The organism is Clostridium pasteurianum BC1, from assembly GCF_000389635.1.
GTDB lineage: Bacteria > Bacillota > Clostridia > Clostridiales > Clostridiaceae > Clostridium_I > Clostridium_I pasteurianum_A.
Window position 1 is genome coordinate 3,976,726 of record NC_021182.1, and the last position, 14,777, is coordinate 3,991,502.

12 protein-coding genes and 1 pseudogene are annotated in these 14,777 nt (G+C 30.7%); 4 read left to right on the plus strand and 9 right to left on the minus strand.

Annotation, left to right across the window (positions count from 1 at the left end; all coding sequences use genetic code 11):
* Positions 1 to 19 precede the first annotated feature (19 nt).
* Entirely contained in the window at positions 20 to 2,314 is a 2,295-nt protein-coding gene (locus CLOPA_RS18565) for a glycoside hydrolase family 65 protein (RefSeq protein ID WP_015616968.1), read from the minus strand.
* Positions 2,315 to 2,401: 87 nt separating this feature from the next.
* Positions 2,402 to 3,052 carry a beta-phosphoglucomutase gene (pgmB, locus tag CLOPA_RS18570; protein ID WP_015616969.1) on the minus strand — a complete coding sequence of 217 codons (651 nt, stop codon included), beginning with the start codon at positions 3,050 to 3,052 and terminating at the stop codon, positions 2,402 to 2,404.
* Positions 3,053 to 3,797: 745 nt separating this feature from the next.
* Here pgmB and CLOPA_RS18575 point away from each other — a divergent pair.
* From CLOPA_RS18575 to CLOPA_RS18585, 3 genes are all read left to right on the plus strand, one after another.
* The gene (locus tag CLOPA_RS18575) at positions 3,798 to 5,111 is read left to right on the plus strand and encodes an ABC transporter substrate-binding protein (protein WP_015616970.1); all 1,314 of its coding nucleotides are present in this window, start codon (positions 3,798 to 3,800) and stop codon (positions 5,109 to 5,111) included.
* Between the two features lie 419 nt (positions 5,112 to 5,530).
* Entirely contained in the window at positions 5,531 to 6,394 is an 864-nt protein-coding gene (locus CLOPA_RS18580) for a carbohydrate ABC transporter permease (RefSeq protein WP_015616971.1), read from the plus strand.
* Positions 6,394 to 7,224 carry a carbohydrate ABC transporter permease gene (locus CLOPA_RS18585; RefSeq protein ID WP_015616972.1) on the plus strand — a complete coding sequence of 277 codons (831 nt, stop codon included), beginning with the start codon at positions 6,394 to 6,396 and terminating at the stop codon, positions 7,222 to 7,224. The genes CLOPA_RS18580 and CLOPA_RS18585 overlap by 1 nt, the downstream gene beginning before the upstream one ends.
* Before the next feature lie 239 nt (positions 7,225 to 7,463).
* Here CLOPA_RS18585 and CLOPA_RS18590 read toward each other — a convergent pair whose 3' ends face one another.
* The 4 genes from CLOPA_RS18590 to CLOPA_RS18605 all read right to left on the minus strand — a co-directional run bounded on the left by CLOPA_RS18590 (position 7,464) and on the right by CLOPA_RS18605 (position 11,169).
* Positions 7,464 to 8,270, minus strand: a complete 807-nt coding sequence (locus CLOPA_RS18590) for a molecular chaperone DnaJ (protein ID WP_015616973.1) — start codon at positions 8,268 to 8,270, stop codon at positions 7,464 to 7,466.
* A gap of 600 nt (positions 8,271 to 8,870) precedes the next feature.
* On the minus strand, positions 8,871 to 9,758 hold the full coding sequence (locus tag CLOPA_RS18595) for a HAMP domain-containing sensor histidine kinase (protein WP_041710974.1): 888 nt from the start codon (positions 9,756 to 9,758) through the stop codon (positions 8,871 to 8,873).
* Between the two features lie 342 nt (positions 9,759 to 10,100).
* On the minus strand, positions 10,101 to 10,817 hold the full coding sequence (locus CLOPA_RS18600; protein ID WP_015616974.1) for an ABC transporter ATP-binding protein: 717 nt from the start codon (positions 10,815 to 10,817) through the stop codon (positions 10,101 to 10,103).
* The gene (locus tag CLOPA_RS18605; protein ID WP_041710975.1) at positions 10,774 to 11,169 is read right to left on the minus strand and encodes a hypothetical protein; all 396 of its coding nucleotides are present in this window, start codon (positions 11,167 to 11,169) and stop codon (positions 10,774 to 10,776) included. Before CLOPA_RS18605 ends, CLOPA_RS18600 begins: the two co-directional genes overlap by 44 nt.
* Before the next feature lie 388 nt (positions 11,170 to 11,557).
* Between CLOPA_RS18605 and CLOPA_RS18610 the strand changes: the two genes are divergently transcribed.
* Positions 11,558 to 12,250, plus strand: a complete 693-nt coding sequence (locus tag CLOPA_RS18610) for an MBL fold metallo-hydrolase (RefSeq protein ID WP_015616976.1) — start codon at positions 11,558 to 11,560, stop codon at positions 12,248 to 12,250.
* A gap of 672 nt (positions 12,251 to 12,922) precedes the next feature.
* Here the strand turns inward: CLOPA_RS18610 and CLOPA_RS18615 are convergent.
* The 3 genes and pseudogenes from CLOPA_RS18615 to CLOPA_RS18620 all read right to left on the minus strand — a co-directional run bounded on the left by CLOPA_RS18615 (position 12,923) and on the right by CLOPA_RS18620 (position 14,691).
* A complete protein-coding gene (locus tag CLOPA_RS18615; protein ID WP_015616977.1) occupies positions 12,923 to 13,726 on the minus strand; it encodes a nitroreductase family protein in 804 nt (267 codons plus the stop codon).
* A 151-nt stretch (positions 13,727 to 13,877) separates the two neighbouring features.
* Positions 13,878 to 14,036: pseudogene (locus CLOPA_RS25345) on the minus strand (MFS transporter); the annotation flags it as partial.
* Positions 14,037 to 14,055: 19 nt separating this feature from the next.
* On the minus strand, positions 14,056 to 14,691 hold the full coding sequence (locus CLOPA_RS18620) for a flavodoxin family protein (RefSeq protein WP_015616978.1): 636 nt from the start codon (positions 14,689 to 14,691) through the stop codon (positions 14,056 to 14,058).
* Positions 14,692 to 14,777 lie beyond the last annotated feature (86 nt).

Below are 14,777 nucleotides of genomic sequence, written 5' to 3' on the forward strand. Positions count from 1 at the left end.
TTTACAGATTTCTGTATGATTATACAGAAATCTTATCTCCTTCCTTTACAGTATAATCCTTATCTTTTACTAATAAATCTATTTCTTTACCTTCATTAGTTATAATTATATTTTCATTGGTAATATTTATATTTAATAAGGAATCTCTAAAGGTAATTTTAAAAGAAAATGCTTTCCACTGCTGAGGTATAAATGGACTTACAGTAAGTTTTCCATTGATTACTTTCACACCTCCAAAGCCTTCAACTATTGACAGCCATGTTCCAGCCATACTTGTTATATGACATCCATCCTCAGTATCATTATTATAATTATCAAGATCTAATCTTGAAGTTCTGAGGTACAGCTCATAAGCCTTATCCTTTTTACCAAGCTTTGACGCAAGAATAGCATGAATACATGGAGATAATGAAGATTCATGTACAGTTCTTGGTTCATAAAAGTCAAAATTTCTCTCTATAGTGGCTAAATCGTATTTATGTTGTAAGAAATACAAGCCTTGAAGTGCATCTGCCTGTTTTATAAAGCAGGATCTGAGAATTCTATCCCAGGACCACTTTTGATTTAAAGGCAAATTTTCCTTATCTAAATCCTTTACCAATATTTGTTCTTTGTCCATGTATCCCTCTTGCTGCAGGAATATTCCAAGCTTTTCTTCAACCGGATAATACATATTCTTAATTATATCCTGCCATTTTTCAATTTCCTCTTGTTGTATTCCAAGTTTTGTTGCTAATTTTCTATATTTATCTGGCTCATTATTTTTTAAATAATCAATTACCTCAATTGTATATTCCATTGTCCAACATGCAATTCTATTTGTGTACCAATTGTTATTTACATTGTTTTCATATTCATTAGGACCGGTAACCCCTAACATTACATATTTATTTTTAGCTTCTGAAAAATTAACTCTTTCTTCCCAGAATCTTGATATTTCTACTAATACATCTAAACCATACTCACTTAAATAAGCTTTATCTCCAGTATAATTTACATAATTATATATGGCATAGGCAATTGCCCCATTTCTGTGTATTTCCTCAAAGGTTATTTCCCATTCATTATGGCATTCTTCACCATTCATTGTTACCATAGGATATAGTGCTCCTTTTTTATATCCAAGATTTCTTGCATTTTCTTTAGCCTTATCCAATTGTTTATATCGATAGATCAACAGATTTTTAGCAATTTTTTCATCCGCTGTAGCCAGATAAAATGGTATACAATAGGCTTCTGTATCCCAATAAGTACTTCCCCCATATTTTTCTCCAGTAAATCCCTTTGGTCCAATATTTAATCTGTCATCTTCTCCAGTATAGGTCTGATTTAATTGAAAAATGTTAAATCTGATTGCCTGCTGTGCAGCTGTATCCCCTTCTATGATAATATCACTTTGTTTCCATTTTTCTTCCCAGGCAGCAGCTTGCTCATTAATTAATTTATCAAAGCCTTTAGCATAAGCTCTTTCCAAAAGCTCTTTTCCAACAGCATTTAGCTCCTCTACTTTAAAGTCTCTTGAGGTCACATTGGATACATATTTTACAATAGTTATTTCCTCATTTTCTCCTGCCTTTAATGTAACTATATTTCCCACAAATTTTTCTTTTTCAACTTTCTCTGCTTCATATCTCAATTTAACATTATCTTTGAAAATATCATATTTCACGGAGGAGCAAAGATAAAAATCAAGTTTTTTTGTCTTTATAGTAAGTGATGCCTCTCCTGATACAGCTTTCTTTGATACTTCATCCCAAAATTTCTCATCATAATTTGAATCTTTATTCTCAATATCTCCATCTAAATAAGGAGAAATACTTATTGCTCCACTGAAATTAACGGGAGTAATAGTATAGCTTATAGCACCAATTTCCTTATTCACAATACTTACGAATCTTTTGCTCTCAACCTTTACTTCTTTACCATTTTGAGGTCTAGCAGTGAAACTTCTATAAAGATATCCTTCTTTCATATTTAAAATTCTTTTGAAATCTCTTACTTCACATTTTGAAATATCCAGTATATCACCATCAATTTTGATTTCCATACCAATCCAGTTAGTGGAATTTAAAACCTTTGCAAAATATTCTGGATATCCATTTTTCCACCATCCAACTCTCGTTTTATCTGGATAATATATTCCTGCCATATAACTTCCCTGAAGAGATTTCCCGCTGTAGCTCTCTTCAAAATTTCCCCTTTGCCCCATATATCCATTACCTATACTGAATATACTTTCAGCTATTTCATTTGATTCTCTATTAAAACCTTCTTCTATAATATTCCATGGATCTACTTTAAAAAACCTTTCCAATTACAATTCCCCCCAACGCAATAGCTCAATTTTTAATTATATTTATAGAGATAAAACAGATTAGTTATTATTTTTATTTGATATTTCTTACAGTAAATTTAATTTTTCAATAGTCATTTGTTTTAGTGACTTAATGACAAAATTTGCCTTATTCAATATTTTAGCATCTCCAATGCCAATAGAATACATACCAGCATTAATAGCAGCCTCTATTCCTGCCCGTGCATCTTCAAAGACCACACAATTTTTAGGTTCTATATTCACTTCTCTAGCTCCCAATAAAAAAACCTCTGGATCTGGTTTAGCCTTGCTAACCTTATTTCCATCAATTACTGCATCAAAATACTTTATTAATTTAAGATTGTTTAATATAGTCATGGAATTTTTACTTACTGAACCTAACGCTGTTTTAATTCCACTGGCTCTTACAATTTCTAAAAATTCTTTGGCACCTGGAAGTATTTCATCCTCTTTCATCTTTGAAATATACTCTATATACCAGTTATTTTTCTTTTCTGCCAATTTTAATTTTTCCTCTTCGGTAAAATTCTTATTTCCAATTTCCAAGAGTATTTCTAAGGATTTCATTCTGCTTACACCTTTTAATCTTTCGTTTTGTTCTTCTGTAAATTCAAAACCCAATTTATCTGCTAGTCGCCTCCAGGCCAAATAATGGTATTTAGCTGTATCAACAATAACCCCATCCAAATCAAATATGCAAGCTTTTATTTTACTCATTTTTATCCCCCTTATTTAAGCCATCTTCAAAATATCATCAACTTGCAATTAACTTTCACATGCCTAAATTTCTAATTTCCAATTAAATATTATCACAATTATACTCAAAGTATTTTTATGCCCCTTTAATATGGAATATGCTCTTTCTGAAGGCATATCAAAACCCTGATAAAAAAGTTATACCCCTAAAGAAAACCTTTACATATAGAGAAATACTGTTAAAGCCGGCTACTGCAATACCTTTTATATTGTTTTCCTTTAGATATCTTGATTTTATATTTTTGTCTAATTAATAGTTAGTTTTGATTTTATATAAACTTAATTTACATGTCAACCTAAAGATATAAGTATTACAACATAAATTAATTTATAATGTAATACTTATTATCTTTTATTCATAAAATAATAATAACATTATGTAATTACATTACACCACAAATATAACAAAAATATTATAAACATAAATAATAAAAAAATATTAGCAGCTACAAATTTTGTAAGTATAATTAAGCCAATGCAAACGATTACGATAAGTGCAATAATATTATATTACTATGTCATAAAAACTTATTTAAGAAAAATTACTTTAGAATATATAAATATATCTTAAATATAATAATAGAAACATATTTGCATCTATAAATGTCCCATAATAATCAAGTTTAGGTAAACGATTTCGTCTAAGAGTTACGTAAACGATTTCGTTCTAATAAATAAATATAAAAAAATAACAGGGGGAATTTTTATGAATAAAGTAAAAAAATTATTAGCTCTTACTTGTGCATTAACTCTAACAGCTGGATTATTTGCAGCCTGTGGAAGTGATAACAGTAGTAGTTCTTCTGGCGGCAAAAATGTAACCGTTGATATTTTTCAATTTAAGGTTGAGGCTAAAGATGCTCTTGACAAAGCTGCAAAAACTTATACCGATAAACATAAGAATGTTACTATTAACATTCAAACTGTCGGCGGCGGTCAAGATTATTCTGCTGCATTAAAATCAAAATTTGCCTCAGGTCAAGAGCCAGCAATTTACAATATTGGTGGGCCACAAGAGCTATCTGATTGGAAGGGTAAGCTTGAAGATCTGTCAAGTCAGCCTTGGGTTTCACAAGCCTATGACGGAGCTCTAGATTCAGCAAAAGTTGATGGTAAAGTCTATGGTATGCCCTTTGACTTAGAAGGTTATGGTTTTATCTATAACAAGAACATATTTAAAAAAGCAGGTATTGACCCTGATACAATAAAAACTTTTGCCGATTTACAAAAAGCCGTAGATACCCTTAATTCAAAGAAAAGTTCCCTTGGAATTCAATCTGTATTTGCATTACCAGGTAAGGAAACTTGGGTAACTGGTATGCATACTTCCAATGTGGCTCTTGGAAACGAATTTAAAGATGCTGTTGCAGCTTTCAATGCTAAAACTGTTGATTTTAAATACGGGGATGGTTTTAAAAAGCTTTTAGACATACAAATACAAAATGGATATAAACCTGATGGAACAAATAAATCCATAAATAGTGTAGATTACTCAACAGAAGTTGAACAGCTATTCTCCCTAGGTAAAGTTGCAATAATTCAACAAGGTAACTGGATAAGCGGAACGGTTGAAGGTATAGATCCAGATTTAGCAAAGAACATAGGTATACTACCAATGACAATAGATGGTACTAAAGATGGCACAATCCCTGTAGGCGTACCTGAGTATTGGGCTGTTAACAGTAATAAAGATGCTGATACTAAAAAAGCTGCTGAGGATTTCTTAAACTGGTTATATACTTCTGATGAAGGTAAAAAAATGATTATACAAGACTTCAAATTTATTCCTCCATTCAAAGGTTATGATGCAAGTGATTTACAACCTACAGATCCATTAGCAAAAGATATATTGAAATATTCAAAAGCTGGAAATACCACTCCATGGGTATTCTCTGGTTATCCAACTGGTTGGTATGATAAACTTCTAGCTGCAGATATACAAAAATATATTGCCGGTGATTTAACCTGGGATAAAGTAATATCAAATGCAAAAAACAGCTGGGCTGATGCACGAAAATAAGCAGATCAAATTCATTATGTAAAAAAATCATCTATTAAAAATATAGCAGATTATTAAAATAAATTAACAGATAAATACCTAAATAACTTCATAATTTATAGTAATATGAAAATTTTTATCCGATGACTACCCACTCTAATACTCCCACCGTTTTTCGTAAAGTGGGAGTAAAGAGTGGCTACGTCCCTGGATAACGACTTCTAGCCATCAGAGGTCATAAACAAAAGCTCCACCTGATGCCAAGAATTCTGTTTATATAATTATTGGTATATAGGTATTTATCTTATTTATATTCTTCTATAAATTTAAATCAAAAATTAAAATATCAATTTTGGTTATATGGAATTTTATATTATTGCTTTTAGGTTAAAACATCTATGTTTCGTTAAATTTATATTACTCATTGGAGGTGTAAATATATGAAAAAAAGAAATTTGTCATTCTGGTATTTCGTTGGACCTATTCTCTTTGCTTATATTGTAATCCAACTCATACCGTTATTGGTAGGAATATACTATTCCTTTACAAATTGGAACGGTATTAATTCCAGTGTTAAACTTATAGGTTTGAAAAATTATATATCTGTATTTAAAGATCCAAGTTTCGGCCATGCCTTCCTATTTACAGCAAAATTCACAATATTAGCACTTATCATCTTAAATGTAATAGCTTTTGGACTGGCTCTTTTAGTAACAAGAGAATCAAAAATTTCTAATATGCTGAGAACTATATTTTTTATGCCAAACCTAATTGGTGGTCTTATACTTGGTTTTATATGGCAGTTTATATTTACTCAGGTTTTTGCCAGTATAGGTAAGCTTTTAGGAATACAATGGCTTCAAGGTTGGCTGTCTGACGGCAAAACTGGTTTATACGGATTGGTTATATTAACTGCATGGCAGATGTCAGGTTATCTCATGATTATTTATGTTGCATCACTGCAAAATATTCCACCAGAACTAGTAGAAGCAGCTCAAATTGACGGTGCAAATGCATGGCAGAGAATTAAGAATATAATAATTCCTCTAGTAAGACCAGCCTTTACTGTTAGTATATTTTTAACCTTGTCAAATTCTTTCAAGCTTTATGATCAAAATTTATCACTAACAGCAGGTGGTCCTGCCAATTCAACTGAAATGCTTGCAATGAACATATATAACACTGCATTTTCCTTGAATCAAATGGGCTTAGCACAAGCTAAAGCAGTTATTTTTCTTTTGATAGTTGGAGCAATATCATTAATCCAGGTATATTTCTCCAAGAAAGGTGAGGTGGAAGCATAATGGAAAATGTTAAAAAAAAGAGTGCTCTAAAATTTATCGGAATATTCTTCAGTTGTTTACTGGCTTTATTATTTCTATCTCCTTTTTATATAATAATAGTAAACTCCTTTAAAACAAAAAGAGAATTATTTCAAAGTGTATTATCACTTCCAAGTACATTTACCATAAGTAACTATAAACAAGCTTTCAGTCAATTAGATTTTCTTAACTCTATATTTCATTCATTATTGATAACAATTGTAAGTGTTTTACTAATTATAGTATTTGCATCTATGGCAGCCTGGATGCTGGAGAGAACTAAGAGTAAACTAAGTAATGTCATATTTATGATGTTTATAGCATCTATGATTATACCTTTCCAGGCAGTAATGCTTCCATTAATAAGATTATCTGGTAAATTACACTTATTGAATATGGGCGGTATAATGTTTATGTATCTTGGCTTTGGTGCATCTTTATCTATATTCTTATATCATGGGTTCTTAAAGAGCATTCCAAAAGAGCTGGATGAAGCTGCTACTATAGATGGTTGTAACAAATTTCAAGTTTTCTGGTATATTATATTTCCACTATTGAAACCAATCTCCATTACAGTTGCAATACTCAATACTGTATGGATATGGAATGACTATCTGCTTCCTTCTCTTGTTATAAACAAACCCGACACCCTTACAATACCACTTAAGACTTTCTTCTTCTTTGGTCAATACACAAAGCAGTGGAATCTAGCTCTAGCAGCTTTAGTTTTAGTAATAATACCAGTAATAATTTTCTACTTCGTTGCACAAAAGCATATAATCAAATCCGTAGCTTCAGGAAGTATAAAATAAATTATTTTACTATAAACCGTAAAATAATATAATAGGCTAGGGCTAAGTTTGTCCTAGCCTATTACATTTTATTCTAAAAAAATATATATAATGTACAGAAAAACAGCAGTTTTTTTACTGCTGTTTTTAACTTTAAATAAAATTATTCCCAAAATGTGTACATTAAGATATAATGTACTAATATTGTATATAGAATTAAGCTTTTGGCAATTTTCATTTACTACTTACTTATATTTATATTAAATAAATTCAGCTAACATAGCTTTTAAGAATACTTTTTTCTTTTCTAAGTCTTCTATTTGCTTAGTTGTATCTTCATTTTTTATTCTAATCCACTCTTTATCATCTAGCTTTTCTTTCATATTAACAGGAAACTCAGAATTTAATTTATTGATGTCTTCTATAACTTTTTCTATAGCATTTCTTTTTTCTACTATCCTATTGCTAATGTTATCCAGTACATTTTCATCTTCTAAGTGCAGATCTTCTTCAATATTCTCTGCCCTTTCATTTAAACTTCTTAATTCTTCTATATTCCCATCTTTATATGCTTTATTAACCTCTGACCATAGAGTTTTATTATCCTCGGATAAATCCAAATTTATATCTGGATGAAGCTTCTTTACAATATTTCTGTATAATAATTTAAACTCTCTAGCTTCCTCTTCTACTAAAGTGGGGCTATTTAAATATAATTTAGCTTCATTAATTTCTTCGTTCATTTGATCAATTTGCTTTTTCCAATTTTTCAATTCTACTTCAATTCTACTCTTAATTTCTTCATCAGTAATAATTTCTCCACTCATAAGAGCTGCTTGTCGCATTTTTATCTCATGTCTCATAGCTCTCATTTGAATTTTTAAAGCAAAGCAATCATATTCAACAATCCCTACTTTAAATTTATATTCAGATTGAAGTCTTGGAATTTCAGTAACAGTTATATATTCTCTTTCTTCTATCAATCTGCCTAACTCGTCTTTTAAAATATCATACCTGCTTAACAATTCTTTAACTTTAGGATGAAGCTTTATTCCATCATATTTCATAATTTATACCCCCCATACATATTTGTATACCCTTTACTATGAACTATATCAAGACTAATAGCCGTAACTTCAATAACCCCCTATTAAAATAACATGAAGGACTAATTAATAATACCATCATAGTTTGCACTATTTAGAGAATATAATTTTATTATTTGAATTCAGCTTCAATTCACTCTAACTCTACTAATACGCCCTATATCATACCACTAATTACTAGAAGTCTTAATTAAATAATATTATAGTTTCCTTAGATTATACACTAAACTTTTATAAGAATCTATAGTGAAAAGACTTTTTTTATAGCTTTTTTTTGAATTTTTAAAAAATTAAAAGTATTCCCTGTACATATTTACCTTATATATTCATTTTAAATCCATAATTATCCTTATTATGTACCATTTATAATTCGTATTATTAAACTATTAAATAAAATCTATTTTTGTGATTAAAATAATATAATAATTTATTCTTTTTTTATATTTTAATAATTGCATTTTTTAAGTAAAATTGCAACATGTAATTTTATACAATAAAAAAATAACAAATCAAAGATGCAAAATATACTAGCATACTGATTTGTTATTTTTTGCAGATATTTTAACTTAATGGAATTGAAAAATAAAATATACTTCCACCATCTTTTATAGTTTTACAGTATATTTCTCCAAGATGTTTTTCTACTATGTACTTACAAGTAGAAAGACCAAGACCAGAACCTGGTATTCTATAATTCCTTGATTTGTATCCTCTGTAAAATTTATTGAAAATATACAAAATATCCTCTTGCATTACTCCAATACCATTGTCTTCTATATATATAAATAGATATCTATTTTTTATTTCTGCTTTGAATTTTACTTCTAAGACTTCCTTTGAATATTTTATCGAATTGCTTATTAGATTAAAAATCACCTGATTTATTCTTAATTCATCTATGCTGACTATACCCTCTGGAATATGCTTGTCCCAGTAGAATTTAGCACTTACCCTTAACAGTTCCATATTTATTTCACTTATTAACTTTTCTAAAAAAGGTTTAATGGATACTTCTTTTTTATTTATAGACAATACCTCTAGATTTTCCTTTGAATGTTCAAGTAAATCATCAATAAGTTTATTTAAGGTATCTACCTTTCTTAAAATAGTGGCTGTATACTCATATCTATCCTCTTCCTTTTCAGCCATACCATCTCTTATAGCCTCCACATATATTCTAATAGCCGACAAAGGAGTTTTTAGATCATGAGATATAGCTGCTATAATTTCCTTTTGAGATTTTTTAAGTCTTTCCTCTCTTTCCCTATGACTTTTAATTTCATCTCTCATAAGTTCAAAGGCATAGGAAAGTTCTCCTATTTCCGTATCACTATTAAAGGTTATGTAATTATCAAATTTTCCTTTTATTATATCCTTTGAACTATTAGTTATTTTTAAGATGGGCTTTAGAACATATTTAACAACATATATTTTAAATATGATAAACATGACTATTGAAAAAATTATTAAGATAAGCTGCGGATATATAATTTCTATTTTTCTTTGGTATGTAGTTTTTTCCTGTAAATCTTTAATATTTATGAAAGCGATTCACACAAAATCGAAGATTTTGGTTCTCTGCTTTTCTAAAGAGGTCGATAACAGCGGCACGTCACTGGATAATTCATAGTTAAATTATACTCTACTTCCATATGATAATCCATACTTGAAAGTTTAACTTCATTTAAGTATAATATTGATTTTCACAACTTACTTACCACTGATATCTATAAATCATTGTGAAATAACACTTCAATAAATAAACTTACTAAAATGTAAATCTAAAAACTTTTACCAACCTTTTTCTCTTAAGAAATCAACGATTTCTCTTTCTCTTTCCTGATGACTGTCTTTATCATATTCCGGCAATTTCATCTCACCATCTATTCTGCCATCTTTTATATAAAGAAGTCTATTTGCTCTAACTGCTGCCTTTAAATCGTGAGTAACCATTACAATAGACTGTCCTTCAATATTTAATTCTGTTAAAATATTGAGAACCTCCTGACCTTGGGTGGAGTTCAAAGCTCCTGTAGGTTCATCCGCAAATATTACATCTGGTTTATTAATAAGGGCTCTGCAAATAGTAATTCTCTGTTTTTGACCACCAGAAAGCTGTGATGGAAATTTTGACCTGTGCTCACTCATAGAAAATCTACTTAAAAGTTCATTAATAACCTGAGTTAATTCTTTTTTATCTCTTTTCATTTTATAGGTTGGTGCTGCTATATTTTCGTAGGCATTTAAATCTGGTATAAGATTTATTCCCTGAAACACAAAGGAAATCTTTTCTCTTCTCAGCTTTTCCATTTCCTTTTTATTTGCTTTTGAAAGCTCAGTATCTAAAAGTATTACTTCCCCTGAACTACCCTTATCCATTCCACTTAAAAGATAAATAAGAGTGGATTTACCTGAACCCGAACTGCCCATTATTACAGTAAAATCCCCTTTATATATTTTTAAGTCAAGATTTTTTATTGCATTCTTCCATGAATTTAGGAAAGCCAAAATCCCCTTCCTTGTAGTTAAGAAAAATATTAGAAGCAGTTCCCATATATTTATCCCCTGCTTTTATTTTACCGCTGCCTATAACTAAATTATCTATTATCCTAACCTCTGAAACTCTGCTATCCTTTTGAAAGGCTTTTTTAGCTGCTACTAGATCCTTATCCATAGTTTCATTTTTATTTACTGTCATGAACAGTAAGGGTGCTTTGGCTTCCTCTATGAGCTTATTCATTGGTTCACTTACACTTGTTATGATTCCTATGGCTGAAGCCAACATAAAGGAACTGATCATAACTACCAGACCAATTAAAAGCATCTGAACTTTCCTCTTTTTAATCTTACTTATCCACATTAATCTCACCTCACAGTTAATACATTACATTATAAAGATTAAAGGGAGATATTCAAAAAATAAAAATTTGATAAAAATTTATTAACAGTGAATCTTCAATTCATAATAGTGAGATATTGTTCACCAACAGAGTCTATAAGAACAGTCATCTCTTGACGGTTACTTTGAATAGATACTATTCTAACTGAGCAGGAAAATATACTTAATGCTCTGGTCAAAAGTGTCAACAATGTAGGTAATGATGACATTATTTTAAATTTATATAGGATTAAGCACGTTGAAATGTATCATAGATAAGGCTAGATACCTAAACATAACTTCATTACCTTTATGCTATAATGCTGTATAATAGATATTTTAATAGTGGTTAATGTAGAGGAGGATACACATGCAAAATTACACAACGAATAAAATTAGGCAAGGCTTTTATAGTATAGAACAGGGATTTGTTCGCAGCTTTTTGATTGAGGGAGATAAAGACGCTCTACTTATTGATACGGGAGTGGGCGATGGTAATCTAAAAGAATATGTAGAAGAAATTACGAAGCTTCCGGTAACTGTAATTTTTACACATGCAGATGGTGACCATGTAGGAGCTGCATGGCAGTTTGAGAGACGTTTTATGCATCCATGCGAATTTAATTATTACAATAGCAAGAATGAAAAGACAGTACCAATGGAGCCAATTTGGGAAGGTGATGTTATCGATCTTGGCAGCTATTGCTTTGAGGTTATACTCATACCAGGTCATACTCCTGGCAGTATTGCACTACTCGAAAAGGACAAGCGTTTCCTGATTGGCGGAGATAGTATACAGATTGGAGGCATATTTATGTTTGGAAACGGCCGTGATTTCGATGCCTATCGTGCAAGTATGAGGAAGCTGCAAGGCAGATTGAAGGAGTTCGATACTGTATATGCGTCGCATAATGTACTTTCCATGGAAGCAAATACAGTTAATTTGCTTTATACGGCAGCAGACAAAGTAATGGAAAACAAAGTTTATGGGAAGCCTGAAGAACGTTTCGATGGTAAAGTCAAGTGTTATGAGACAGACGGTGTGTCTTTTTATGCAATATAGAAGTATATTGTTCACCAAAAAGAATTTTTCACAGTGTCATCAATTTTATGATTGTTGATATTGTAGTATGTACCAGACATGAGGCAAAGTTAGTTCGGAATCTGAATAGATTTGGATTCAGAAGTTGAGCCAAAGAAAATTAACACCTAAAATTGTAACAAAGTTAAGTGTTACTACTATAGTTGCTCAATTTCTGAAACAAATTATAGAACGAAGCCGCATATCACTACACTATGGAATTTGAATAATTCCTTCTCTCCCTAAATCAGCAATATTCCAGCATATTTAACTATAATACTTGAATAATCAATATAATATTTATAAGACTCATTATACCTTGCATATTCTTTTATTATCTCAAATTATCACATATAAAAACACTCTGATACAACAATATATGAAAACGTATGTTCTTATAAAACATGACTTTGTAGATTTATGCGACTTTACTAATTAAATTTTATAAAAAATAAGAAAAGAATTCAAGTTAAAAGTTTGGATTAGCACTTACTTGCCACCGCTGGTGTAGCGGTTTAGTTCTTTGCGTATAAGACGACGCTGCATTAAGCAGCTCTTTTAAATCCTACCAATTATAATTTACCACTTAATCAATAGTTACGATATATTGGAATTACAGAAGATCAGAAAAAAGAAGTTTATTTGCAGTCCAATTTAGGGTAAAAAATCAACTTTTAATGGACTTCTCTCTACTAATCTAGGATAATTATATTTTGGGTAGCCTACCATAACAGCTCCAGTTATTTTTTTACCTTTAGGTATATTAAATAACTCAAGCATTGGAGAATTGTCTTTAAGAGCAATCCTTTCAAATACACCTGCCCAGCATGAACCTAATCCAAGAGTTGGTGCATACAGCTCCATATATTCCAGTGAAAAAATGGAGTTTTCTCTCCCTCTTGGGAAATCTGCATCCGCAATTGCCAGCACAAGACTAGGTGCTCCTCTTAAAATAGTATCTACTCCCTTTTTAGTATACCCTTTAATAAAATCATCAAATTTTTCACTCAAAACTTTATCATTTTTTAATTCCTCGGCAGTAATTTTAACAGCTTTATCAAGTATTTTTCTATCATCTATGATAATATAGGATACGCCTTGTAGATTATGTCCACTAGGAGCAAAATGGGCAATATTAACAAGCTCTACTAACTTTTCTCTTGGAACTGAAGTTTCTTTATAAGATCGTATTGAACGTCTTGAACGAAGAAAATTTTCTGCTTCTTCAGGACTTAATTTTGGAAACTTTTTTGAACTTTTTTGATTGACTAAGGGTGTTTTTACATTATCCATAGCTTCTCTTGGACAGACAGCTACACAATGCCCACAGGCAATACATTTTTCGGGGCAAATATCTTCTGGGCCATTTTCCCCAATTTTCAATACTTGCACGGGGCACTCCTTTACACAAATTCCGCATTTGATACATTTCTCTTTATCTACATTTATTAAATTCATTTTCTTATTCCTCCTCAATTTCCTTATCAATGAATCTTACTTAGTGGGAGTTTGTATTCCTACTAAGTTTAGATGAATTATCCAGGAACGTGTGGCTGTTATCTCCACCTTTAGAAGGTGGAGTGTTACAGCTACTAGTTATCGGATAAAATTATTTTGCAGTTTTATGAACAATAACTGCTATAATTTGAGTTGCTATTCCAAAAATACAAACTCCATACCATCCAAAGTGTGCGTAACTATAAGATCCTAGAAAAGAACCCAATGCTCCTCCTAGAAAAAAGCTTACCATATACACAGTATTAATTTTCCATAATACTCCACCCCTTTTAACGAATAAAATTAGTAAATATTTTTGTTTCTATTTCAGGCTTCTTTACAATTCCTTCACCATTTTCAATAAGCTTCATAAGCCATGCCATATTTTTACCAAGTATCCTCATTATTTGAACTCCTTCTTCATCCTGCATTGCCTCCCCTGGTGCTGTACCATTAATAACATTCCAATAATTTGAAGTTGGTATAAGCATTTCAGAATGATTAATATAGTTATTTAACTGATCGAAGGTTGGAATTCCACCTGCACGTCTTACTGCTACAACTGCTGCACCAACCTTATGTCTTAACATGCTATCATTGGCTTCTGCCACACGAAAAGCTCTATCTAAAAATGATTTCATTGCTCCAGCAATGGATGAATAGTGAACAGGGGACCCTAAAATTATTCCATCAGCTTCTTTCATCTTTTCAATCCATTCATTAACTGGATCAGTAGTAATAACACACTTTCCATTTTTATTTTTTGTACAATTTTTACAATTGATACATCCTCTAATAGGTTTATTCCCTACATGAACTATTTCTGTTTCTATACCTTCTTTTTCAAGTTCATCAATAACTATTTTTATTCCATGATAAGTATTTCCTGCTTTAGCAGGACTTCCGTTAAAAGCTACAACTTTCATTAAAAATTCCTCCCTTTATAATCTTGATTTTTTTCACTATAATAATTTCAAATTTCTAAGGCAAATACTGAACGTTTAGTTTATAT